Origin of the sequence: Microvirga flavescens, assembly GCF_003290125.1 — a bacterium.
GTDB lineage: Bacteria > Pseudomonadota > Alphaproteobacteria > Rhizobiales > Beijerinckiaceae > Microvirga > Microvirga flavescens.
Window position 1 is genome coordinate 171195 of the sequence record NZ_QMKH01000003.1, and the last position, 21760, is coordinate 192954.

29 protein-coding genes are annotated in these 21760 nt (G+C 61.2%); 12 read left to right on the plus strand and 17 right to left on the minus strand.

The annotated features are described in order from the left end of the window. Nucleotides 1–41: 41 nt before the first annotated feature. A complete protein-coding gene (locus tag DQW91_RS08100; protein WP_112663099.1) occupies nucleotides 42–743 on the minus strand; it encodes a phage tail tape measure protein in 702 nt (233 codons plus the stop codon). 106 nt (nucleotides 744–849) lie between these two features. On the opposite strand from DQW91_RS08100, the gene DQW91_RS08105 reads away from it, so the two are divergent. After that, nucleotides 850–1176, plus strand: coding sequence for a hypothetical protein (locus tag DQW91_RS08105; protein WP_157961374.1), 327 nt, complete (start codon nucleotides 850–852; stop codon nucleotides 1174–1176). 46 nt (nucleotides 1177–1222) lie between these two features. Here the strand turns inward: DQW91_RS08105 and DQW91_RS08110 are convergent, their stop codons facing one another. Genes DQW91_RS08110 through DQW91_RS08135 form a run of 6 tightly spaced genes read right to left on the minus strand, consistent with a single transcriptional unit; the run spans nucleotide 1223 to nucleotide 3583 of the window. Beyond that, nucleotides 1223–1447: a rcc01693 family protein gene (locus tag DQW91_RS08110; protein WP_112663101.1), complete on the minus strand. Its 225-nt coding sequence runs from the start codon at nucleotides 1445–1447 to the stop codon at nucleotides 1223–1225. After that, nucleotides 1444–1791: a gene transfer agent family protein gene (locus DQW91_RS08115; RefSeq protein ID WP_112663102.1), complete on the minus strand. Its 348-nt coding sequence runs from the start codon at nucleotides 1789–1791 to the stop codon at nucleotides 1444–1446. The genes DQW91_RS08110 and DQW91_RS08115 overlap by 4 nt, the downstream gene beginning before the upstream one ends. Before the next feature lie 13 nt (nucleotides 1792–1804). Next, on the minus strand, nucleotides 1805–2215 hold the full coding sequence (locus tag DQW91_RS08120) for a phage major tail protein, TP901-1 family (protein WP_112663103.1): 411 nt from the start codon (nucleotides 2213–2215) through the stop codon (nucleotides 1805–1807). A gap of 49 nt (nucleotides 2216–2264) precedes the next feature. Further along, nucleotides 2265–2675: a DUF3168 domain-containing protein gene (locus DQW91_RS08125; RefSeq protein WP_112663104.1), complete on the minus strand. Its 411-nt coding sequence runs from the start codon at nucleotides 2673–2675 to the stop codon at nucleotides 2265–2267. Beyond that, complete coding sequence (locus DQW91_RS08130; RefSeq protein ID WP_112663105.1) at nucleotides 2672–3007, minus strand: phage head closure protein; 336 nt, start codon at nucleotides 3005–3007, stop codon at nucleotides 2672–2674. Before DQW91_RS08130 ends, DQW91_RS08125 begins: the two co-directional genes overlap by 4 nt. A 15-nt stretch (nucleotides 3008–3022) precedes the next feature. After that, on the minus strand, nucleotides 3023–3583 hold the full coding sequence (locus tag DQW91_RS08135) for a head-tail connector protein (protein ID WP_112663106.1): 561 nt from the start codon (nucleotides 3581–3583) through the stop codon (nucleotides 3023–3025). A 17-nt stretch (nucleotides 3584–3600) separates the two neighbouring features. Between DQW91_RS08135 and DQW91_RS08140 the strand changes: the two genes are divergently transcribed. Continuing rightward, nucleotides 3601–4335: a S1 family peptidase gene (locus DQW91_RS08140; protein WP_245410952.1), complete on the plus strand. Its 735-nt coding sequence runs from the start codon at nucleotides 3601–3603 to the stop codon at nucleotides 4333–4335. Nucleotides 4336–4410: 75 nt separating this feature from the next. Beyond that, entirely contained in the window at nucleotides 4411–5184 is a 774-nt protein-coding gene (locus DQW91_RS08145; RefSeq protein WP_112663107.1) for a S1 family peptidase, read from the plus strand. Between the two features lie 36 nt (nucleotides 5185–5220). Here DQW91_RS08145 and DQW91_RS08150 read toward each other — a convergent pair whose 3' ends face one another. The 6 genes from DQW91_RS08150 to DQW91_RS08170 form a co-directional block, all read right to left on the minus strand. After that, a complete protein-coding gene (locus DQW91_RS08150) occupies nucleotides 5221–6459 on the minus strand; it encodes a phage major capsid protein (RefSeq protein ID WP_112663323.1) in 1239 nt (412 codons plus the stop codon). 74 nt (nucleotides 6460–6533) lie between these two features. After that, a complete protein-coding gene (locus DQW91_RS08155; protein ID WP_112663108.1) occupies nucleotides 6534–6731 on the minus strand; it encodes a hypothetical protein in 198 nt (65 codons plus the stop codon). Between the two features lie 36 nt (nucleotides 6732–6767). Next, nucleotides 6768–7331, minus strand: a complete 564-nt coding sequence (locus tag DQW91_RS08160; protein ID WP_112663324.1) for an HK97 family phage prohead protease — start codon at nucleotides 7329–7331, stop codon at nucleotides 6768–6770. Next, nucleotides 7331–7480, minus strand: a complete 150-nt coding sequence (locus DQW91_RS16555; RefSeq protein ID WP_157961375.1) for a hypothetical protein — start codon at nucleotides 7478–7480, stop codon at nucleotides 7331–7333. The genes DQW91_RS08160 and DQW91_RS16555 overlap by 1 nt, the downstream gene beginning before the upstream one ends. Beyond that, nucleotides 7477–7677: a hypothetical protein gene (locus DQW91_RS08165; RefSeq protein WP_112663109.1), complete on the minus strand. Its 201-nt coding sequence runs from the start codon at nucleotides 7675–7677 to the stop codon at nucleotides 7477–7479. The genes DQW91_RS16555 and DQW91_RS08165 overlap by 4 nt, the downstream gene beginning before the upstream one ends. Nucleotides 7678–7766: 89 nt before the next feature. Further along, nucleotides 7767–8921: a phage portal protein gene (locus DQW91_RS08170; protein WP_425373388.1), complete on the minus strand. Its 1155-nt coding sequence runs from the start codon at nucleotides 8919–8921 to the stop codon at nucleotides 7767–7769. Nucleotides 8922–9068: 147 nt separating this feature from the next. Here DQW91_RS08170 and DQW91_RS08175 point away from each other — a divergent pair, with 147 nt between their 5' ends. Then, nucleotides 9069–9464, plus strand: a complete 396-nt coding sequence (locus DQW91_RS08175) for a DoxX family protein (RefSeq protein ID WP_112663111.1) — start codon at nucleotides 9069–9071, stop codon at nucleotides 9462–9464. A gap of 10 nt (nucleotides 9465–9474) precedes the next feature. Here DQW91_RS08175 and DQW91_RS08180 read toward each other — a convergent pair whose 3' ends face one another. Both DQW91_RS08180 and DQW91_RS08185 read right to left on the minus strand, forming a co-directional pair. Beyond that, nucleotides 9475–10791, minus strand: a complete 1317-nt coding sequence (locus DQW91_RS08180; protein ID WP_483466623.1) for a DNA-packaging protein — start codon at nucleotides 10789–10791, stop codon at nucleotides 9475–9477. Then, the gene (locus DQW91_RS08185) at nucleotides 10730–11308 is read right to left on the minus strand and encodes a hypothetical protein (RefSeq protein WP_157961376.1); all 579 of its coding nucleotides are present in this window, start codon (nucleotides 11306–11308) and stop codon (nucleotides 10730–10732) included. The genes DQW91_RS08180 and DQW91_RS08185 overlap by 62 nt, the downstream gene beginning before the upstream one ends. A gap of 753 nt (nucleotides 11309–12061) precedes the next feature. On the opposite strand from DQW91_RS08185, the gene DQW91_RS08190 reads away from it, so the two are divergent. From DQW91_RS08190 to DQW91_RS08205, 4 genes are all read left to right on the plus strand, one after another. Beyond that, on the plus strand, nucleotides 12062–12211 hold the full coding sequence (locus DQW91_RS08190) for a hypothetical protein (RefSeq protein WP_157961377.1): 150 nt from the start codon (nucleotides 12062–12064) through the stop codon (nucleotides 12209–12211). A gap of 178 nt (nucleotides 12212–12389) precedes the next feature. Continuing rightward, nucleotides 12390–14255: a calcium-binding protein gene (locus DQW91_RS08195; RefSeq protein ID WP_112663114.1), complete on the plus strand. Its 1866-nt coding sequence runs from the start codon at nucleotides 12390–12392 to the stop codon at nucleotides 14253–14255. A 184-nt stretch (nucleotides 14256–14439) separates the two neighbouring features. Continuing rightward, nucleotides 14440–15528 carry a TRAP transporter substrate-binding protein gene (locus DQW91_RS08200; RefSeq protein ID WP_112663115.1) on the plus strand — a complete coding sequence of 363 codons (1089 nt, stop codon included), beginning with the start codon at nucleotides 14440–14442 and terminating at the stop codon, nucleotides 15526–15528. Nucleotides 15529–15688: 160 nt separating this feature from the next. Next, nucleotides 15689–16276, plus strand: coding sequence for a DUF2939 domain-containing protein (locus tag DQW91_RS08205; protein ID WP_112663116.1), 588 nt, complete (start codon nucleotides 15689–15691; stop codon nucleotides 16274–16276). A gap of 510 nt (nucleotides 16277–16786) precedes the next feature. Here DQW91_RS08205 and DQW91_RS08210 read toward each other — a convergent pair. After that, nucleotides 16787–17263 carry a YcgN family cysteine cluster protein gene (locus tag DQW91_RS08210; protein ID WP_281024017.1) on the minus strand — a complete coding sequence of 159 codons (477 nt, stop codon included), beginning with the start codon at nucleotides 17261–17263 and terminating at the stop codon, nucleotides 16787–16789. 236 nt (nucleotides 17264–17499) lie between these two features. Here DQW91_RS08210 and DQW91_RS08215 point away from each other — a divergent pair, with 236 nt between their 5' ends. The 4 genes from DQW91_RS08215 to DQW91_RS08230 all read left to right on the plus strand — a co-directional run bounded on the left by DQW91_RS08215 (nucleotide 17500) and on the right by DQW91_RS08230 (nucleotide 21470). Continuing rightward, nucleotides 17500–19716, plus strand: coding sequence for a transglycosylase domain-containing protein (locus DQW91_RS08215; RefSeq protein WP_112663117.1), 2217 nt, complete (start codon nucleotides 17500–17502; stop codon nucleotides 19714–19716). Between the two features lie 73 nt (nucleotides 19717–19789). Continuing rightward, entirely contained in the window at nucleotides 19790–20386 is a 597-nt protein-coding gene (locus tag DQW91_RS08220) for a DUF1214 domain-containing protein (RefSeq protein WP_157961378.1), read from the plus strand. Beyond that, nucleotides 20383–20946, plus strand: coding sequence for a DUF1254 domain-containing protein (locus DQW91_RS08225; RefSeq protein WP_112663327.1), 564 nt, complete (start codon nucleotides 20383–20385; stop codon nucleotides 20944–20946). Before DQW91_RS08220 ends, DQW91_RS08225 begins: the two co-directional genes overlap by 4 nt. A 32-nt stretch (nucleotides 20947–20978) precedes the next feature. Further along, the gene (locus DQW91_RS08230; protein ID WP_112663119.1) at nucleotides 20979–21470 is read left to right on the plus strand and encodes a GNAT family N-acetyltransferase; all 492 of its coding nucleotides are present in this window, start codon (nucleotides 20979–20981) and stop codon (nucleotides 21468–21470) included. Nucleotides 21471–21483: 13 nt separating this feature from the next. Here DQW91_RS08230 and DQW91_RS08235 read toward each other — a convergent pair whose 3' ends face one another. After that, nucleotides 21484–21690, minus strand: a complete 207-nt coding sequence (locus DQW91_RS08235; RefSeq protein WP_112663120.1) for a hypothetical protein — start codon at nucleotides 21688–21690, stop codon at nucleotides 21484–21486. Nucleotides 21691–21760: the final 70 nt, after the last annotated feature.

Genomic DNA, 21760 nt, shown 5'->3' on the forward strand with positions numbered 1-21760 from the left:
CCTCTTCAAAGAAGAAAGCCACAAGTCTTGAATGAGGCGGCCTACATGCCGCGCTGACCGCGCGCGACGGCGCGGGCGAGGGCCGCGGAAACCTGCGCCTCGGAGCGCTTAAAGCTCTCCGCATCCGGGGTCGTGACATTGACCGTCACGTTCATCGCGCGACCACCGCCACCGGAGCGGACGCCGAGACGTCCGTCGGGCCCGCGCGCCAGCGGCATCACTGCCTCGGCCCCGCGCTCACCCATGACGCCGAGCCCTCGCCCGAGCGGAAAGTAGGTCGGCGCGCCGACAACACCGCCTTGCGCGAAAGGCATCACCATGCCGCGCGAGAAGACGCCGCCATTCGCGAAAGGTGACGCACCGCCGCCGAAAAGCGAACTGAAGATCGAGGAAATCCCCTTCGACAGAGAGCCGACAAGCCCACCGACAAGATCGCCGAGCCCGCCAATTCCAGTCGGAAGCGCCTTCTGCGTATCGTCCCCGGTGATCCCTGTCTTGATGCTTTGGCTCAAGGCGAGCTGCAGCGGCGCCATCGCCAGGCGCAACCCGCCCTCCACCAGGGATTGCCGAACCGATTTCAGAACGTTATCAAATTTCTTCCCTTCGGCGATGTTCTTCGCAAACGCATTCGTAAGCGAGTCGCCGAACTTGTCGGAGAGACTGATGAGTGTCTTGAGCTGGCGTTCGCGATCCTTGGCCGAAGCCTTGAGTACTTCATCTTCTGGCTTGGGAAGATCGGGCAAAGTTCTATCTCCAGTGCTTTATGTGGCTCTTGCCGTAACGTTGCCATGCCTTTTGACAGCATGCATGCCTCGGGCTCCGATCCAAAGCATCTATAAGACCCCCAACATGACCTCCGATCAGTGGAAGCGCGTCCAAGCTGAGTGCTACTTCGAGGCCGAAAAGGCGACGGCAGCAGCAGATCCACGAAAGGATACGACGATCAGCTGGCGAGGGGTCTACAGATCCTGTGCAGCGATAAAGGGCGCAACCTTTGTAGGGATGACCCGGATCTCGGACGAAGAATGGAAACCAATTTGGACGGCATGCCGCCAAGAAGTGTCTGAGGCCATCGCCACGCGCCCAGCCTCAAAGGAAAAAGAGGAAGTGAGGGAAGATATGGAAGTTGAATGCTATAAGCGCCGCGGCATAAAATTCTACGACCATCTCTTCTAAAATCAGTCTGACTCTTCGTATCGAACCTCGAACGGCTCACGTTCGATTACCTGTCTGAAGCCTCTCCGGACAGGTCATCAGGAAACGCAGCCATCATGCGCTGCATGTCATGATGAAGAAGCGGCACTTGTTTGTGCCCTCCACTTAAACCTTCCCACGCGATGATAAGCTCGCGTGGGGTCGCGCGCCAGAAGGTGTCCGGGCTCCACCGCAGAACGCCGAGGCCGAGATGCATGGCCTCTTCCCATGGAAAGGCCCGCTTCTCGCTCATCCGCCCTGCGGCTGCGGAGGGTTTGAGGAAGCGTCCTGCGTGCCGAAGGTCGCCACAAGCAAGGCCGCGATAGCTGCGGCGACAGGAGCGATGCCTTCGCTCAGCGGCAGGTTCGCCACGTCGCCGTCACTCAATGAATGCCCGCCGCCTCGTAAGCCGATGGCGAGGATCGTCAACAGATCCCGGCTCGACAGGCGGCCTGTTCCAAAGCGTTCGGCCAGGGCCATCAAGTCCTGAACGCCGAACGCATCCTCCAGTTCGGCCAGCGCGCCGAGAGTGAAGCACAAGGTGTAGCGCATCGCGCCAAGCTGCAGCGCGACTTCACCGCGTCGTTTGTTGGACATGGGCTTCTCCCGTTCAAAGCGCCACGAAGGTCAAGGCACCGGCGGATTCGAATGCCATCTCGAATGTCACCTCGCCCGCATGGTCGCCACGATATTCGAGGCTCGTGATCTGGAACGGTCCCTCGATGCGCCCGAAATCGGGAACGATGATCTGGTAGGTGAGAACATCGCCGTCGAAGAACACCTGGCGCATGCGCGCGTCCGAAGTTTCATCCTTGAACACGCCGGAACCCGTGATGCCGGCCCGGCGAACGCCGGCGCCCGCCAGCAATTCACGCCAGCGCCCGGCGGAATCCGCGTTGGTCACATCGACCGTCTCGGCGTTGAACGCGATCTGCCGCGTGCGAAGTCCGGCAACGGCCACAAAGCCCGTGCCGCCATCGCTGATCTTGATGAGAAGGTCCTTGCCTTTCTGAGCCGACATGAAAAATCCTTTTGTCTTGAAATGATCGAAAGCAATCGTGCTGGAGCGCTCACGCGGTCTCGGTGACGGCACGCAGGCGCACGATCACGCGAATGAGACGGCTGTCCTTGTCCCGCTCGGAGGCGATCTCGGTCACGCGCAGGTTCACGAGGCGGTGTCCTTCGAGGGTCAACGGCGCATCGTGAAGAATGTCCGCAAAGCGCTCCGCGACAGAAAGGCCGGATCGGGCGCTGCCCTCCTGCGACCACACCACCAATGAAAGGTTCTGCTCGTAGCCGTGGTCGGAACCGGTCGACCAGTCGGTCGCCTTCACATCCCCGAACACGGCATAGACCGGCGATGCATCGCGCGGTGTCTCATCGAAAAGACGAAGCGCGCCGCCCATAAGGGCGCTCAATTCGGCATCGCTTTCCGCCACGTCGAGAATGGCGCGACGCAAGGCGAGAATGGGACTCATCATGCGCGGATTTCCTCGACAAGGCACACGAGATCGCGCCGCGATCCATCAGGATCAGACGCCGCGCGGATGGCAAAGCGGCGCAAGCCGCACACAAGCCGCATGGCGGCAGTCACGCCTTCGCGATAGCGCAGGGTGATCTTGTGCGTCAGCGCCTGTTCCGGCCGGTCGGCGCGCACGCGCTCGACACCGGAGAGCATTTCCATCGCGCCCCACATTTGCGGGCCGGACGCATAGGACCGGATGACGCCACCGAAACCGTCGGGCCGCTCCAGCGGGAGTTCAAGAACGAACCGGCGCGCCCGCGCGCCGATGGAGAGAGGTTTTGCTGTCATGGCGATCTCAAAAGGTCAGAGGCGAGCGCGTTGGAACGGCGCGATGAGCGAGAGGGCTTCCGGCGGCATCATCTGCTCGCCGGCAACATCGCCTCGGTTCTCGAACCAGCGGGCGACGAGAATTTTCACGGCAAGCCTCAAGGGCGCCGGCACGGCTCCAGGATCGGCCCCATAGCCTGCCCGCAGATCGATGAAGATGCCGTTCCGCGCCCGCCCAGGATCGGGAGCGTTCGTCAAAAAAATGCGCGGCGGATCGCTTAAGGCCTCCACCTCGAACGCCCCGGCAGGAGCGTCGGAAGCGATGCCAAGGGCATCGAAGACCTGAACGCGCGTCACGGCGATGAGCGGCGACAGAGGCAGGACAATCGTCCTCGCCTGCGGCCATGAATCGAGGGCAATGCGCCAGCTCTGCTCGATGAGGATCCGACGCGAGACAGCCTCCACCATCAACCGCGCGGCCTTGATCAGGCCGGAGATCAACTCGTCCTGCGCATCGTCGTCGACGCGCAGATAAGTTTTCATCTCGGCAAGCGTCACGGGCTCGACGGCGGGGCCGTCGACGAGTATCGGATGCATCGAACAGGAATCCTTTGATGATGAAACGGATCGGCTGGCTCGGCCTCGTCACGCTCCTCGCGGCAACGAACACCAAGGCCATCGTCGGCGGGACGGAGGACAAAAGTCCCCTCGCCCAGGCGACGGTGATGGTGCTGAACTCGAATGGCGGCATGTGCAGCGCTGTCGTGGTTGCGCCCGACGCCGTGCTCACCGCCGCCCATTGCGTGACGGGGGCGAGCGAATATCGCGTGCATTACAAGGACGAGGCCGGTCAGCCTGTGCTGATCGCGCCCGCCAAGAATGCGGTTCATCCGGGCTTTGAGCCTAAGGCAATCGAAGCGCGGCGGCGCTCCATCGATCTCGCGCTCGTGCGTGTTCCTCAACCGTTTCCGGAGCGTTTTGCGCGCGCGACCCTCTCGTCGCGACTGCCCGCGAAAGGCGATACGGTCACGGTCGGCGGCTACGGGCTGGCCCGGGAGAACGAGCCGAAAACGACCGGCACGTTCCGCACCGCCGATCTGAAGGCCATCGAACCCTATGGGCCGAGCAAGATCCTTCTTTGGGCGCAAGGTGCAGGGGCCGGCGCATGCCAGGGCGATTCAGGCGGCCCCATGCTGGTCGGCGGCGCGGTCGCCGCCATCACGAGCTGGTCCTCCGCCGGAAAGGAACGCGGTTGCGGGGGGCTGACGCAAGGCGTCCTCGTCGCCCCGCAAAGAGACTGGATCGACAAGACGCTCGCGCGCTGGGAAAGCAAGGCCCTTTGGGATTGACGCCCTCGCTCGGAACCATTGTTATCGTCAAGCAATTCCCCCCTGCGGCATCCTCTCCTGAGAACCATATCGACCATGCGCGCTTCGCTGCTCATCAGCCTCGTCATTCTCGCTTTTGCATCCCCGGCGAAGGCTGTTCTCGGCGGCAAGACGGATCGCGATCCGGATGGCCTGCGCCAGTCCGTCGTCTGGATCGAGAATTCAGCCGGAGAACTTTGCTCGGGCGCTCTCTTGCGCGCCGATCTCGTTCTGACCGCAGCACATTGCATGATGGATGAAGCAAAATATCGGGTCGTCGGCGTTGACCGCACTTTTAGGCCCCAAAACATCCGTGTGACTGCGGCCGCCATTCATCCGAGTTTCGAACCCGGCACGACGCCACGCAAGCAGCCTGGCATCGACCTTGCGGTGCTGAAACTCGCCCGCCCTCTCGGCAAGCAGTTCAAGCCTTTCGACCTGCGTACGATTCCGCAGATCGAGACCGGCGAAATGGTGACACTGGCGGGCTTCGGCGTTCTCGATGAGAACAGGAAACACACCGCGCGCCTTTTGCGCCAGACCAGCCTCGTGTCTCTTGGCCAGGCAAACTCCTCGAACAAAGTGCTGATCGTCACGGATAGCGACAAGCTCGCGCAGACGACCGGCCTCGGCGCGTGCCGCGGCGATTCCGGTGGGCCGATCCTTGCCGCCACACAGCAGGGTTACCGGCTGCTCGGCATCGTGAGCTGGTCGAGCGGCGCCTTGCGCGGCCCGCCTTCCGCATCCTGCGGCGGCCTCACCGCTGTCACGCCGCTGGCCGAGAACGTGCCCTGGATCGAAAAGAGCATCGAAGTGCTCGACGATCTTTGAGAAGCGGAGGAGGCTCACGCCTCCCCCGCCCATCAATTACGCGGCGAACTTCAGGAGCTTGATCGCAGCATAGTCCTGTACACCGCCGCCGACGCGCTTCGTGGTGTAGAAGAGCGCGTAGGGCTTGGCGGAATAGGGATCGCGCAGCACGCGGATGCCAGCGCGATCCACGATCAGATAGCCACGCTTGAAATCGCCGAAGGCGACGGCGCAGGCATTGGCCGCGATGTCCGGCATGTCCTCGGCCTCGACGACGGGGAAGCCCATCAGGGTCGCGGACTGACCAAGGCTCGTCGGTGGTGCCCAGAGATACTGGCCGTTATCGTCCTTGAACTTGCGGATCGCGCTTTGCGTCTTGCGGTTCATGACGAAGGACGCGTTCTGGCGATAGCCCGCCTTCAGTGCGTAGACCAGCTCGAGAAGCGTGTCGGACGGGTTTCTGGCCGGGAAGCTCGCGCCGCCGGCGGCGACGTAACCCAGGCGGCCCCACTCCCAATCCTCGTCGGCGACAGTGCTCGAGGCGAGAAAGCCCTTCGGCTTATTGACGCCATCGCCGTTGATGAAGGCGGCACCCTCCTGCTCCGCGAAGGCGGTTTCCACTTCTTCGGCGATCCACTGGTCGAGATCGACCACCGCATCGTCGAGAAGCGTCTGCGTCGCCGCCGGCATGGCATAGAGCTCCATCGTCGGGAAACTCATTTCAGCAAGCGCAGGAGCGGTCGTTTGCGGACGGGCCGCGGTTTCCCCGACCCAGCCGGTCGCCGGTCCGGAGACCGAGAAGGCGCGCTTGTAGTTGCCGCCGGAAATCACGCGAACGGACGAGATCGCGCGGATCGGCGACACACCAGAGAGACGACGCAGCACCTCGCGTTCCACATTGTCCGGAACGAGATAGCCGCCATCCGGCCCCGAGCCGGCGGACAGCGCCTTCTCCTCAAGCCGCTTCAGGCCGCCGGCCTCGCCGGTCCGCACATAGGTGTGAAAGGCGCTCTTGTGTTCGGCCTGCGCCGGATCGGACGCGCCAGCGGCCACGCTACCGAGCGGCGGGCGCGAGCGATCGAGAGTGAGACGGTCGAGACGGCGCTTGGCGTCGTCGAGGGCCGTGTCGATGCGCGTGAGCTTCTCATCGGTCACGACATCGCTCGTGAGCCGCGTTTCAATCTCGCCGAGCCGCGTATCGTTGGCGTCCTTGAACGCCTCGAAGGCTCTGGCGAAATCCTCGAAGGCAGAGGCGACATCGTCAGAAATCGATTTGGTTTGAACAACAGGGATCATGTCAATCATGTGTTTGGGTGGAACAATGAAAAGCCCGCCACGCGGCGGGCTCTGATTTTCTCTTTCGAGAAAAGTTATCGGGTCGCGCGGCGCACGGCCCTGGTGACGCTCGGTCCCGTGGCTGCGCCGACAGCGCCGCCCGCGACGGCACCAACCGGGCCGGCAATTGCGCCGACGCCCGCTCCGACAGCTGCACCGCCAACCCGCTGCTGCGTCGTCGTACAGGCGACGACAGCAAGTGCCAGGAATGTTCCGATGACGATCTTGAGCATCAGGTCTCCTGCCGAGCGGTGACGTGGACCGAAGACTTAACGCGCGGGGCGCAAGGCTGGTTCAGCCGGAAAGAGACGGCCCGCTGCAGCGCGTATCCGCTCAACGAGACGAGAGTCGGCTCGCTTCACGGTTTCAACTCTTGCCGCGGGGAGCATGGGAAACGTCACGATGGAAATCTCCCACAGGTCGAGCTTTTCGAGGCGGCGAAGGCCGGTCGGTCTCTCCGCACGCGCACGATCGACCCGAAAGCCGATGGACAGGCCATCGACCGCGCCTTCACGCATGAGAGCGTGAACGTCGCGCGCCTTCGCGACCGCAAGATTGAGCTTGCCGCGCACGCGCAGACCACGACGATCCTCCGTGATAGAAAGCCAACGGCCAATAGGCTCGGAAGGATCGTGCTGCCACAAAAGCCGCACCGCAGCCGCGCTGCGTTTCTTGAGGCTGTCGGAAAAAGCGCCGGGCATCACGACATCCTTGCCGAGATCGGCAAGGCCGAAGAGGCTGGCATATCCCTCGAACACGCCATCACTGTCGACGCCCTGCACAGGTTGCGCCAGAAGTTTCACCTCCCGTGAGAAGGTTTCGGCATGGTGCATCATTGTGTACCTCCGCGTGTCTGTTTTGCAGGACGCTCCCCGAGCTTTTCGAGCTGGCGCACGAAATCGCGGAAGACGAGCGTGGCGCGGTTCTGCGTCTCCCGCGCGGCCTTCGGCTTTCGCGTGGAGCGGGACGATGTGCGGGTCATGACGGGTCTCCCGAATGGCGATGGTTGAAGAGTGCAAGCTCGCGCACGAAATCGTCGAAGCGCCTGTTCGATGCGAACAGGTCACGCAATGACATGGCGAGCAGCGTCGATGCTCCACTCGCCCAGACGAACAGAGCGAGATGAGCGAGATCGCCGCGGCTGATGACAGCCTCGGTGATCCTGTCGATTACGTTCATGAAATGTTCTCAAATAGATGATCTCCGCGCTCGTTTCGGCGGTAGAAAGAGATCGTTCAAAAGCCGTTATGCATGAAGGTTGGGCCGCCTCACCGCGAAGCCGACGGCAATGCGCCGTAGCCGATGGCTTCGCGCTTCTCCGCATCGGTCAGGAACGGCGCGGCCGAGACGCGACGCCAAAGGCTCTCGCGCTCACTGGCCAGCGCCTCGATGGCGTCGAGATCGGGCTCCAGGCGCAGATCTTCACCGAACACCGGTGAGAGCCAATGCACTAAGGCCTCTGCTGTGCGTTTCACGAGCGGGATCACCGTCTGGCGATAGAACGCGCGGTTGGCCTCGGCATAATTGGCATGCGTGTTGTCGCCCGGAAGACCGAGCAGCAGCGGCGGCACGCCGAAGGCCAGCGAGATTTCGCGGGCGGCTCCCGCTTTTGCTTCGACGAAATCCATGTCCTTCGGCGAGAGCGAAAGAGGCTTCCAGTCGAGCCCGCCTTCCAGAAGCAGCGGACGGCCCGCATTGCCGGCGCCCTGGTAATTCGCTTCGAGTTCGTTCTTGAGCCTGTCGAACTGTGCATCGCTCAAGGATGCCTGACCGACGACGAGCGCGCCGGACGGGCGCGCGGCATTGTCGAGCAGGGCCTTGTTCCAAGCCCCCGCTGCATTGTGAATGTCGAGAGCCGTTGCCGCTGCCTCCATCGGCGCGAGGCCGTAATGGTCGTCGGTCGGATGAAACTGGGTGAGATGCAAAATCGGCGCAATCTCACCTTCCCGCTGAGCAAAGCGGATAGTCTGCGTGCCCACGGTGTAATCGTAAGCTGTTGGCCAACCGTCAGCGCCGGGCACCACGCGCATTCTGTCGGGTCGGAGCGCATGCAACTCGCGCGGCGTGCCATCGACGTTTACGGCCTCGACATAAGCGTTTCCGGAAACAAGCAGATGGCCATAGACGCTCTCGAGAAAACGCTGGCACCCCTCCCGCGCATTGGGGCGTGTAAGAAGAGACAGAAGCGGATGTTCATCGAGCACACGACCCTTCTCCAGAAGCGTCAGGGGCAGCGCCGCAGCGGCTTCGGCCAAAAGGCGAACGGCGCGGTGAACGATGGCATTTTTCTGAAAGCCCTCGCGCGCCAGGGCCGCGTAGTCACGCGGCGTCCACAGGGCGCGCCCGGCGACATAAACCGCGACCGCGCCCTCGGCGCGCGAAGCCTTGGCTTCAGGTGGCCCCTGAAACAAGCGTGTCAGCATATTCAACATGAAGAGCTCCGGCCCGTTGGCACGGGCAAAGAATAATTTCGCAAAGAATAATTTCACCGCCCCAATTGACGACGCGGCTCTCGGTCCTACGACCTAGGGAAGACCTCGTTGCAACAGGGTAGGGAAAGGACCTTCCCCATGCGTGATATTCTCCTTCTCGTCGGTCGCATTCTTCTCGTACTCGCCTTCATCAGCACGGGCTTTAGCAAGTTCATGAATCTTGGCGGTACAGCGAACTACATCGCCTCATCTGGGCTGCCCGCCCCCTTCGTTCTTGCCGTTCTGTCGGGCCTCGTTGAACTGGGTTGCGGCCTCGCGATCCTCGTCGGCTACCAGACGCGGCTTGCCGCGCTCGGTCTCGCGCTCTTCACGCTTGCCACGATTCCATTCTTCCACCATTTCTGGAACATGACGGATCAGGCGCGCATGGCGAATGAGATCCAGGCGTGGAAGAACCTCTCCCTCGTCGGCGCGTTTTTGATGCTGGCCGGTGTCGGCGCGGGGCGGCTCTCAATCGACCGCTCATCGGAATGAGAGCGCTTCATTAAAGCGCTCTCACACGCGGCTCGGATGGAGTGCCCAGCATCAACTCCGTGAGCCCCCAAACGAGCGCGTCCATCCGGTCGGGAGAACGGTTGGAGGTGAGGCCCGACGGACCGAAGTCGCACAGCTCGTCTTCGAGGTCCGGCATCGTGCCGACATGGTGGACGCGGCCCTGCGCATAAAGAACGGAAACAGGCTCGGCGCGTAGATACTTTCCGCGCGTCGCCCGAACGGCTTTGACGGGAACGCTCGCATCCACCTCACGGATAACGCTCGTTACCATCTCGCCGCCCTGGTTCGTTTCGACAACGAGGGCATCCGCCTGCAGGCGATGATAGAGCGCCACGGCCTTGGCTGCCCATTCGGGCGGCTTCAAACGGCCTCCCGTCGCATCTGCCAGCACGTAGGCCATGCCGGAATGATCGATCCCCACTGCGACGATGCCGCAGGCATCCGCCCGGCGGGATGACGTCGCGGGCGGATCGACGGCGATGACAATGCGCGCCAGAGGCGGCGCGAGCAACACGCGCGCCTGTTCGATCTGCTCCCTGTTCCACAGAGCATCCGGACGGTCCTCAATGATCTCGCCATCAAGCTCCTGCCGCCCGAGCCGCGTGCCACCATAGCGACCGACAACGGTCTCGAGAAAAGCGGGCGCGAGGTTCGCCGCATTGTCCGCCGTTCTCGCACGGGTGACGGCGACGTAGGGATCAGCAAGAAACCGCTTGATGAGCGGGATCGGTCGCGGCGTCGTCGTCACCATTTGCCGGGGATGGGTCCCGAGCCGCAAGCCGAATTGCAGCATGTCCCATGTCTCTTCGACATAGCGCCACTTGGCGAGCTCGTCCGCCCACGCAGCCTCAAATTGCGGGCCGCGCAGCGAGTCCGGGTCTTCGGCAGAGAACACATGCGCGACAGCCCCATTCGCCCATTCGAGCTTTCGCAAGGATGGTGACCACGCCGGTCTCTCGCGACGCGAATGAACGGCGAGAATGCCCGCCGGTCCTTCCACCATCACGTTGCGCGCATCGGCAAACGTCTCACCGATGAGCGCAATGCGGCCGAGCGCGGGCTCCGCGAAATCCGGTTCGCCGAGCGCGATGCCGCGCACCCACTCGGCTCCCGTGCGTGTCTTTCCCGCGCCACGTCCACCGAGCATGAGCCAGATATTCCAAGCGGCGCGCGGATCGATGAGCCCCGGCAGACGCTGCTCCTTTCGGCAATGGACAGGCCAATGGCGCAGGATCTTCCTGAGATCAGCCTTCGACCATGCCGCCGTCGCTTCGTGAAGCTTCTTGTTCCGCCACAAGCTGTTCAAGATGGCGACCAAGCTCGTCGCGGAGTTCATGGATGCTGCGGCCGTCATCGTCATCGCACGCGACCTCATCGCGTTTCGTCGTTTCGTGTTTTAGCAAGGCCTGCGCGGTCGCCAGCGTCTTCGCGTAGTCGGTCAGCAACTTTGCGGCCTTGTCATCCTGCACTTGCCCCGCCGCGTGCCTGGCTGCGAGAGCATCGATCCGCGTTTGCGTGATCCGCACCAGCGACAAGGCTGCATCACGCAATTTCGGGCCTTCATCGCGCTGTGATGCCGCCAGTTCCTGTTTCACAGGCGAAGGATCGCAAACGTCCCGTGATGCCGTCGCCTTTTCCCGGCGCGCCTGCGCCAACGCCTCGCGGCGTGGAGGCCATTTCCAATTTTCGCGATAACGACGAAAGGTTGCTTCCGTCATGCCAAGCAGCGCTGCGATGGCTGGCAGGGCGACTTCGGGATTATGAAAATAGAGTTGGTGAGCCCGCTTCTTGAGACCGGGCGGGATTTGAATTTTCCGGGTCATGCAAAGCCAATAAAAAAGCCGCCCGAGCCTCAAAGCCGGAGCGGCGCAATCAAGAATGAATCTTCGAGAGAGAGAACGACACCCTCGCTAAGCGGGCGGCTCGTCAGTCACAATTCGTCAGTGTTCTTGTTTTGTACTCCAACAGCGACGCGCTGTCAAGCATGGTTTTCCACCAGGCTCGCAACAATCCAGATCCTTGAGATCTAAACTTGGGAACCGGCGAAGGTGTCCGGCTCCATTAACGGGCTGAGAAACAAGACCTAATCCTCACGACGAGGCAAAGCGCAGTCCTCACCGCAACGCGATCCGGCAGTTGTCAGCCAGCGAGCCCATTCACTCTCAAAGGAGCAATCCTTTTGGATAGTATTGCAAAATCTAAAGGCCAAAGATCGAACAAAACGACAATAAAACGGAAACAAAAACCTATCATGATACAGTAAAGCAGAAATTACTATACAGACATATTGCTACATAAACAAATAGTGTCAACTGAAATAATATACTCCTGCATCTCCAGTTCTTCGGAAATCCCCGCGCTGGGAAAGCGCTGAAAGCCCCTGACGCGTTGTGATGCCAGGCCCTCCCGATCTCCAGATTTAAATTGCGCGGAATTGTTTTTTACGTAACGTCACCCTCTGCTACTCGACATCCTACTCCAACCTGTGAAGCACTCCCCGTTCCAAGCGAATGGTAGCGCGCTCTCCGGTGCACATGTCGCGTGGCATCGACACAGAATTGTTCGGGAGGAAGCCCATGCTCGCTTGGGCTGCCGTCATTTTGACCGTCTTGGGCGTTCTCATTTATGCGCTCAGCGAACCTGCAATGGCTTTGCTGAATCTCGCAGAACTTGTGGGAGTCGTTCTCCTCTTCGCGCTGGTTTGCGCGGCTGAAGCCTTCAACTGATCTCAGACGGTTTCTTGCGGGTCGCTCGCAAAGCAGGCAGGGCCTGCCAGCCCCTCAGCTTTCCTCCCCATTGCGACACCTATTTACGCCTGAGTTTTTGGACTTGCCGCATTCCGCAATCCTGCGCTAACGCTGACGTAACGAAATTTCATGTCATTACTCGCTAACGGATTTCAGCATGTCGAATTTCAAGATCGATCCGGCCATCACAATCTCCTCTGATAACTACGCCAGCTCATTTCAAACCGTCGCACTCACCAACGGAATGCTCCTCGTCTTGTGGGAAAAGCAAATTCCCAACCCTGTCGACCCCGAGGCAGGTGATACCAACCAGATCGTCGGCCAGATTTTCAATGCCGACGGCAGCGCAAGCGGACCTCAGTTCAACATCACAGCTGAAACGGAAAACTGCACAACCCTTGTCTCGGCTCGTCTCCAGGACGGCCGTGTGGCAGTCGGTTGGCAAAACGAGAGCACAGGCTATGTCCAGGCCCGCATCCTGGAAGCTGACGGCACGCTGACATCCGCCAAGCCCGCTTTCGATGTCATCAATTCGGCTGGAGCTTCGCTCAATCCCAATGGCCTCATCTCGCTGCAGCGAGGCGCGGGATATATGTTCCTTCTGTCTACGGCCGGCGGCGAAGTCGCCGTCCAGTTCGACAACGCGAACAATCGCGTCATCACCTCGACGGCGATCGGCTCCAAGTCATCGGCAGCGGCATTGCCAGACGGCAGCTATGTCGTCGCGTCATTGGAACTCGATCCGACCAAGGGTCAGTTCTCAATAGTGGTGCAGAAGTACAATTCTGCCGGGAACCCTAGCGGCTCCAAGCTAACGCTCGGCACGACGGAGTGGGAGTACAACATCTCCCTCACCACTCTGCCTAACGGGAATGTCGTGGCGGCATGGCTCGACAATCTAGGCTTCGGCAATGAGATCAAGGCCGCAATCTTCAATCCGGGTTCCGGTGACGTCGTGGTGCCTGCCTTTACGATCTCGCCCGCCGACGGAAGCATGCATGCAGTATCGGTCAATATCACAGCACTCCCCGAAAGCGGCTTTGCATTCTCCTTCGAGAAAGTGACTGCTGGCACTCCGCAGACCATGTGGTCGGTTTATTCGGACCTGGGTGATCAGGTCGACGGCCCCACCACGGTACCGACCTGGAATGCCGGAGAAGAAGCGGCGCCGCCCCACCTCGTCATCATGAATGACGGTCGCTATGCCCTTGACTGGCTGAGCTATACGGATACGCCCGCCGGCTCACTCGTCTCGAAGCACCTCCAATTCATCGATCCGCGAAATCACGGATCGATCTGGAAGGGCAAGGCCGTCTCCGAGCAATATATGGGGACCGACTTCGCGGACAGCCTCAACGGCATGGCGGGCGACGACACGCTTTTCGGCGCAGGTGGCAACGATGTCCTGGACGGCGGCTCCGGGAACGACCGACTGGTCGGTGGCGATGGCGACGATACCTATCGCATCGATTCCCCCGCAGACACGATCATCGACACCTCCGGCATCGATACCGTTGAATCCTCCATCAGCTATGCGCTGGCGGCCAATCTGGAAAACCTCACCGGCTCGGGCTGGGCCGCGCTGACGCTCAAGGGCAACGACGGCGCCAACGTCATCAAGGGCGGGGACGGCAACGACAAGATCTACGGTGGGCTGGGAAAGGACACGCTGTCAGGCGGCGCGGGCAAGGATATCTTCGTCTTCAACACCAAGGTCGACAAGACGAAGAAGAACGTCGATGCGATCGTGGACTACAGCGTGAAGGACGACACGATCTGGCTGGAGAACGCCATCTTCAAGGCCCTCGGCAAGAAGGGTACGGAGAAAAAGCCCGCGAAGCTTTCTTCCAACATGTTTTGGGTCGGCACCAAGGCGCACGATGCGGATGACCGCATCATCTACGACAACAAGAAGGGCATTCTCTACTACGACGCCGACGGCACAGGCCACGGAGCTGCGGTTCAGATTACGGTCCTGAAGAATAAGCCCAAGCTGAAGTACACTGAGCTTTTCATCATTTGATAATCGCTCCCGACTTTTCTTGCTCAATACATAGGCAGCGTGGGGCCGCACCGGTGAGTCGGATACCCTCCCCTATCCGCCATTGGTCGATAGCTCCCGGATTGCGCTTGCGAGCCGTTACGAATCTGGTGTCAATAGAGCCAAGTGACATCGTCACTTTCGTCTACTGGGAGGAAATCCAACTATGAAACGTCGCCAATTCCTGCAAGCAGCTACGGTCGGCGCCGCGAGCACTGCGGTTGCCGCCCCGGCTATCGCCCAATCGATGCCCGAAGTTAAGTGGCGACTGCAGTCCGGCTTCCCGAAGTCTCTCGACACGATCTATGGCGCCGCTGAAGTCATCGCGAAGTTCGTGAACGAGGCCACGGACGGCAAGTTCCAAATTCAGCCCTTCGCGGCCGGTGAAATTGTCGGCACGCCCCAGGTGGCTGATGCGGTCGGCAACGGTACCGTCGAGATGGGGCACACCTGCTCTTACTACTATTTCGGCAAGGACCCGACCTTCGCCATCGGCACGGCGCTGCCCTTCGGCCTGAACGCCCGCCAGATGAACGCGTGGCTTTACCACGGCGAGGGCAATAATCTTCTGAACGAGTTCTATGCCAAGCACAACATCTACGCCATGCCGGCAGGCAATACCGGCGCGCAGATGGGCGGCTGGTTCCGCAAGGAAATCAAGACCGTAGAGGACCTCAAGGGCCTCAAGATGCGCATCGCCGGTCTCGCCGGCCAGATCATGGCCAAGCTCGGCGCGGTTCCGCAGCAGATCCCGGGCGGCGACATCTACCCGGCGCTCGAGCGCGGCACCATCGACGCGGCCGAGTGGGTCGGACCCTATGACGACGAGAAGCTCGGCTTCGCGAAGGTCGCACCGTACTACTACTATCCCGGCTTCTGGGAAGGCGGCCCGGCGATCCACCTGTTCATCAACCAGGCCAAGTTCAAGGAACTGCCGAAGAACTACCAGGCAATCCTGACCGCCGCCGCCGGTTACGCAAACGTCGACATGCTCGCCAAGTACGACGCCCGCAACCCGGCCGCCCTGCGTCGCCTGCTCGGCGCCGGCACACAGCTTCGCCCGTACTCGCAGGAGATCCTCGAGGCTGCCTTCAAGGCCGCGAACGAGGTCTACGACGAAACCTCGGCCAAGAACCCCGACTTCAAGAAGGTCTACGAGAGCGTCCGCGGCTTCCGGAACGAGGAATACCTCTGGTTCCAAGTGGCCGAATACGCCTACGACACGTTCATGATCCGCGCCCGCGCGCGCGGCTGATCCGGACTTGCCGGAATGGCACTCGGAGGGGCGACCGCAAGGTCGCCCTTTTCGTTTCCGGCAGGCCCGAAAAGAAAGGCTTCCCCATCTTTTCGTATGGGGGGAGGTCTGATATGCGACCGGGCAATTTCTAGTTTCACAGCGACTCACTTTTAAAATTATGCGTTGGACCCTCCGGATCGGCCTTCTTCTCTTCTTTGCGTGGGTAATTTTCGCGATTTCCCCCTATGTTGCGCTCTATCGGCTGGCGAAGGCCGTGGAACGGCGCAACGTTGCCGAGATCAGCGAGCGCGTTAATTTCCGGGCGCTCCGGGGGTCCCTCACCAAGCAACTGGTCGGCGATTACATTCAGCAGGCAAGCGCCGGCAAGGAATTGAGCACGCTCAGCAGGCAAATTGCCGCGGAAGCCACTGCAACCGTCGCGGACCCCATCATCGCCCAGCTCCTGACCGCGGACGTTCTGGTCGACCTCCTGGACGACGGCTGGCCGCAACAGCTCGTCGAGGAGAACACGCGGGCCCTGCGTTTTGACATGAGCCCCGGCTCCCTGCGCAAGGCGTGGGACCTTTTCATGTCGTCCGAAACACGCGGCTTCCGGATCATCTATTTCACGCTTCCGGCGAAGGCGGAGCCCGCCGAGCGCTATAGGCTGCAGATGCGCCTGAGCGGCTTGAGGTGGCGGCTGAGCGGCATTGAACTGCCCCCTACCCTGCGCCAGAAACTGATCGCACGACTTCCCCACCGCTAAAAGGCTTGCGGCAATCGCATGCCCTATTCGGTGCGAGCCTGCTTCATGACGGGTCCGGCCTTTACCGGCTTCAGGTCATGAATATCAGCCATCCCACCATCACCAAAGGCATTGCAGCGCCAAGGATAAAGCAGAGGACACTCGAAGCCATGTTCTCGACCTCCTGTCGATAGAACAAGGACTGTCATCGACCGTTCCACTTCTTCTCTCTGTTTTGGCGCCACCAGTCGGTGCGCTTTGTCACATCTTCGAGACAAAGAAAAAGGCCTTCAGATTATGAAGGCCTTTATGACCGATCATGAAAGATCAGCCTTACACTGACTTGGTTCCGGCAGTCGCCGGCAATTTCGTGATTCAATTTTCGAAGTATTCCGCGTTTTTGCGCGAAATCGCAGCCAGGAAAGCTACGCTCTTGCATTATCCTGCGGCGGGGTCATTCTCGTAACCTCCCGACTTCGATTTATCTTTAAATCATGCGCCGCATTTATACATGGGTCAATGAGACTGAATTCACTCCGCCGCCGGCCACTCGACAATGCGGTCGAGAAGTCCGGGAATCGAGAACTCTTCTTCGCTCCCGGCGACCTTATCCCGCACGGAAATACCCGCGCTGTGGACGGTCTCGCGATCTCCCGACACGAGATGGTGCCACCAATACAGGTCTTTCTCTTCCGCAACGAGGCGATAGGCGCATGTGGGCGGAAGCCAGGAGAGCGTGCGGACCGCCTGCGGGGTCAGGCGCACGCAATCAGGCACCTTCGCCTGCCGGTTGGGATAGTCGCGGCAGCGGCATGAGCGGTCGTTCAGAAGGGTGCAACCGACGTCGGTGTAGAGCACCTCTCCGGTATCCTCATCCTCGAGTTTGACGAGGCAACAGCGCCCGCAGCCGTCGCACAGGCTCTCCCATTCCCCATCGGTCATGTCCTCGAGGGGTTTGGAGCGCCAGAAAGGCTCCGCGCCGTCCTGATCCGCTTTCGAAACTGTCACTCTATTCCACCTTCACGCCGCTGTTTGGCGAACCATATAGAATCCTCAGAGGGAAAAGTGGCGGCGTTTTGCCTCTTGCCCCTTGTCCGGCGACGGACGCGCTTCCCGTCGAACCGCCGAGCCTTTCGGGAGTTATCGAGGGCAAAGCCATTCGACAAGCGGCGTTTCCGTCAGGCCTTACGAGAGTCAATCATTGTTAGAGGCGGTCTTACGACCGTCTCCCTAGAAGGACCGTCGTGCGCACGCCTTCCTCAGTCTCTCTCTGGACAAGGATCAAGCGCGGCGCGCTCGCCTTCGACGCGTGGCTCTCGGCATTCCTGTTTCAATCCGGGCGAGCCCTCGTGGGCGGGTGGGAAAGCTATTCCGAAAAATCGAAATGGTTTCGATTTCAGGGCGCACCGCGTGTCGTTCTGGACCTCACCAGCGAAGCGGTGACGTTGGGAGCCGCAGGCGGCATCGTTCTCGTTGCGCTGGCGATCCCGGCCTTTCATGAAACGCGCGACGACTGGCTCAAGACGCAGGATCTCGCCGTCACTTTCCTCGATCGCTACGGGCAGGAGGTGGGACGAAGAGGAATTCGCTACGACGATTCCTACAAGCTCGAAGACTTTCCAGATTATCTCGTGAAGGCGGCTCTCGCGACGGAGGATCGGCGCTTCTACGAACATCGGGGCATCGACCCTGTCGGCACCATGCGCGCGCTGATGGTCAACGCCCGAGGCGGCGGCGTTGTGCAGGGTGGCTCGTCCATCACGCAACAGTTGGCCAAGAACCTTTTTCTGAACAACGAACGCTCGCTGGAGCGCAAGATCAAGGAAGCTTTTCTGGCCGTGTGGCTTGAAGCGCATCTGACCAAGGATCAGATCCTGAAGCTGTATCTGGACCGCGCCTATATGGGTGGCGGCGCGCATGGCGTCGTCGCCGCCGCCGAGTACTACTTCGGCAAATCTGCGCGCGATCTCACGCTCGCAGAATCCGCGATGCTCGCGGGCCTGTTCAAGGCTCCCACGAAATTCGCACCGCACATCAACCTGCCCGCCGCCCGCGCCCGCGCGAACGATGTGCTCAACAACATGGTCGAGGCCGGGTTTCTGACCGAGGGGCAAATTCAAACCGCGCGCCGCAACCCGGCAACGCCCGTCAACCGCGCGCGGGAAACAACGCCGGATTTCTATCTCGATTGGGCTTTCCTGCAGGTGAAGCAGCTCGCAGCGGAAGGAAAGCTCGGAAACGAGCGCGTGCTGATCGTGAAGACACCGCTCGACATGGGACTGCAGGAGCATTCCGAGCAGGTGATGGAGGACATGCTTCGCCAATACGGCCATCAGTACAAGGCAAGCCAGGGCGCTGTCGTTGTGATGGACGTGGATGGAGCCGTCCGCGCGATGGTCGGCGGGCGCGATTACGGCCAAAGCCAGTTCAACCGCGCCGCCGACGCGCTGCGACAGCCGGGCTCCTCCTTCAAGCCCTTCGTCTATGCCACTGCGTTGACGGTGAACCCCAAGCTCAACCCCTCGTCCATTGTCGTCGATGCGCCGATCTGCTTAGGGAATTGGTGCCCGCAGAATTACGGACGCTCGTTTGCAGGTTCGGTGCCTCTCGTCTCCGCACTCGCCCGCTCCATCAACTCGATCCCGGTGCGCCTGTCGCTTGAGATCGGCAAGGGCAACGCCAAGGCCGGGCGTGTGCTCATCATCGACATGGCGCAGAAGATGGGGCTGACGCATCCCCTCGCCGATTCCTCATCGCTTCCCATCGGCGCGGCGGAAGTGACACCCATCGACATGGCCTCTTCCTACGCGGTCTTCGCGAATGGCGGCAGGCGTGCATCCGCCTATGCTTCCTGGGAAGTTCGCAATTCGCTCGGCGAGCTCGTCTACAAGCATGACCGCGATGCGCCACAGCCACAGGTGCTGCAGCCGCGTGTCGTGAGCGACATGAACTTCATGCTGAACAAGGTCGTGGAAGAAGGAACGGGCAAGCGCGCCGCGCTCGACAAGATCCGCTCAGCAGGCAAGACCGGCACCACCAACGCCTATCGCGATGCGTGGTTCGTGGGCTTCACTGGTAATCTCGTCACCAGCGTGTGGTATGGCAACGACGACCATTCTCCCATGAACAACATGACAGGCGGCACGCTGCCCGCGATGACGTGGAAAGAGGTCATGACCTTCGCGCACCAGAATCTGGAATTGCGCCCCATTCCGGGCCTCGGCCCTTCGACGGAGAATCCTGCGGTCGCGAGTGCAGCCAAAAATGCGGGCGCGCCGCAGCAGGAGCAGGCTCAAGCTCAAACTCCCCTGCCCGGCACGCTCTCCCGCCGCTCCTATGAAGCGTTGTCCAACCTCGGCCGCCTGTTCCAGACCGTGGAGGAAACGGCGGCGCGTAGCGCAGGCTCACGATCGGTGGGCAGCAGCGAGAATGTTTCCTCCGGCCGCATGGCGATGCCGTAGGATGCGTTTCGTTCCTGCAACAGGCTCTGTCGCCGCTCTCCTTCCCCATCCGCGAAAGCTGCGAAAGGTTTTCGTGTCGAGCAGGATTTTCTCACCGTCCGTTCTGGTACCCTACGCTCTCCTTCTCGGACTCGTCCTCGGGCTTGGAAGCGCCTATTGGGCCGTGCGCGGCGAATATCCAGTCGGCGGTGTTCAAATCGGCCCCTGGCGCACCTGGCCGAAAATCGGCACGCCTGACATCGACCCTTATGCCCGCGCCATCATCGCACGGCGCGCGGAAATTCCGCTCGCCATCGGCGAAGGTCTTGCCCTGACCGCGACACGCGACAGCGAGGGCCGAAGACTCATCGCGCCCTGCACATACCGCATCGGATCGGTCATGCCCGCCACACGGTTTTGGACACTTGCGGTCTATGACCGCAGGAACAATCCGATCCGTCCGGAGCTGGGGCGAAGCGGTTTCACATCGTCGGAAATTCTCCGCAACAGTGCGGGTGGTTTCGATCTCGTTCTCTCGCGTAACGCGCAAGCGGGAAACTGGCTCCAGCTCACGGGCGAAGGCCCCTTCAGCGTGATCCTCAGGCTCTATGACATGCCGGGCGCGGTCGGAGCTTCAACGTTGGAGCCGCACGCGCTGCCCTCCATCGAGCGTCTGGGGTGCGCCTCATGAGCCGGTGGATGCGCGCTCTCATCGCCACTCTCTGCGGCCTTGCGCTCGCGGCCTGCGTTCATATCGTCGTTATTCTCGCCGGCCCTTCCTTCGCGGAAGAGGATGCCTTCAGCAAGCTTCAGGACACGCTTGAGGCCGAACAGGCCGAGTTGATCGGCGGCATCGGCGCTCCCGACACATGGTTTCCGAAGCCGGACCCGGCAACGGCCATCGCGGCCTGCGCCTTCGACCTTGGCGAAGGGCCGACGCGGATTTCCGCAAAGACCGGCCCGCTCTTTCAATCCCTGTCGATCCACACGCGCAAGAACGGAATCATCTTCGCGGTCACCGACCGCGCCGCCGTGCGGGGCGATCTCGAAATCGTCGTGATGACGCCGGAACAATTGGACGAGGCTCGAATGCTTGACGAAAGCGGCGAAACAACCAGGCAGGATGTGCGCGTCGTCTCCCCGCAAACGGAAGGCTTCGTCATCATTCGTGTGGCCTCGCCCTATCCGAGCCTCAATTCCACCACTGAGGCCGTAGCGAAGTCGGTTTCCTGCACCATCGATGGAGATTGATCGCAAAGGGCCTTCCCGCTACGAGAGACGCCATGCAATGGCGATTGATGGAAGAGAAAGACCTGCCGGGCGTGATCCGCGCCGCCGATGCGATTCATGCGGCATACCCGGAGGATGACGCCGTCTTCATCGAGCGCTTGCGGCTCTACCCGGGAGGTTGCCATGTGCTTGCGACCGATGGCGACATCGCGGGCTACATGCTCAGCCATCCCTGGCGCTTCGGCGAGCCGCCGGCTTTGAACTCGCCCCTTAGCGAATTGCCGCGCAGCGCGACGACCTATTACATTCACGACATTGCCCTGCTCCCGGAAGGTCAAGGGCGTGGGCACGCGGTGGAGGCCGTGGAGCGCGCCATCGCGCAGGCCCGCCATGAGGGCATTGGAAACGTTTCGCTGGTTGCTGTGAACAATTCCGGCGCATTCTGGGCGCGACGCGGCTTTGAGGAATTTTCCTCGCCGGCTCTTGCGGCGAAACTCGAGAGCTATGGCGCGGACGCGAAATTCATGACCCGCCGGCTCGATTGAGGGGGAAGCGTTTTCAGGAACGGCGGCGGCGCGAAGGTCCGTGCGATGCGAAGGGGCGCGACGGCCCGGGGTTCGGTGTCGGGCGCTCGTAGCGCACACCGGTAAAGAGAAGGATCTCACCCTTCGGTTCGTCCTGCGCCAGACTCGGACGGTTGGGCCGCATGGATGCGTCCGGGAAAGCGATGACCACGCCTCGGGATCTTGTCCAGAAATCGTCCATGCTCCGTTCCTCCAAACAGCTCCGTGCGAAGGTCAGCCTCTTTCCCTAAAGAGAACCCGGTATGGTTAAC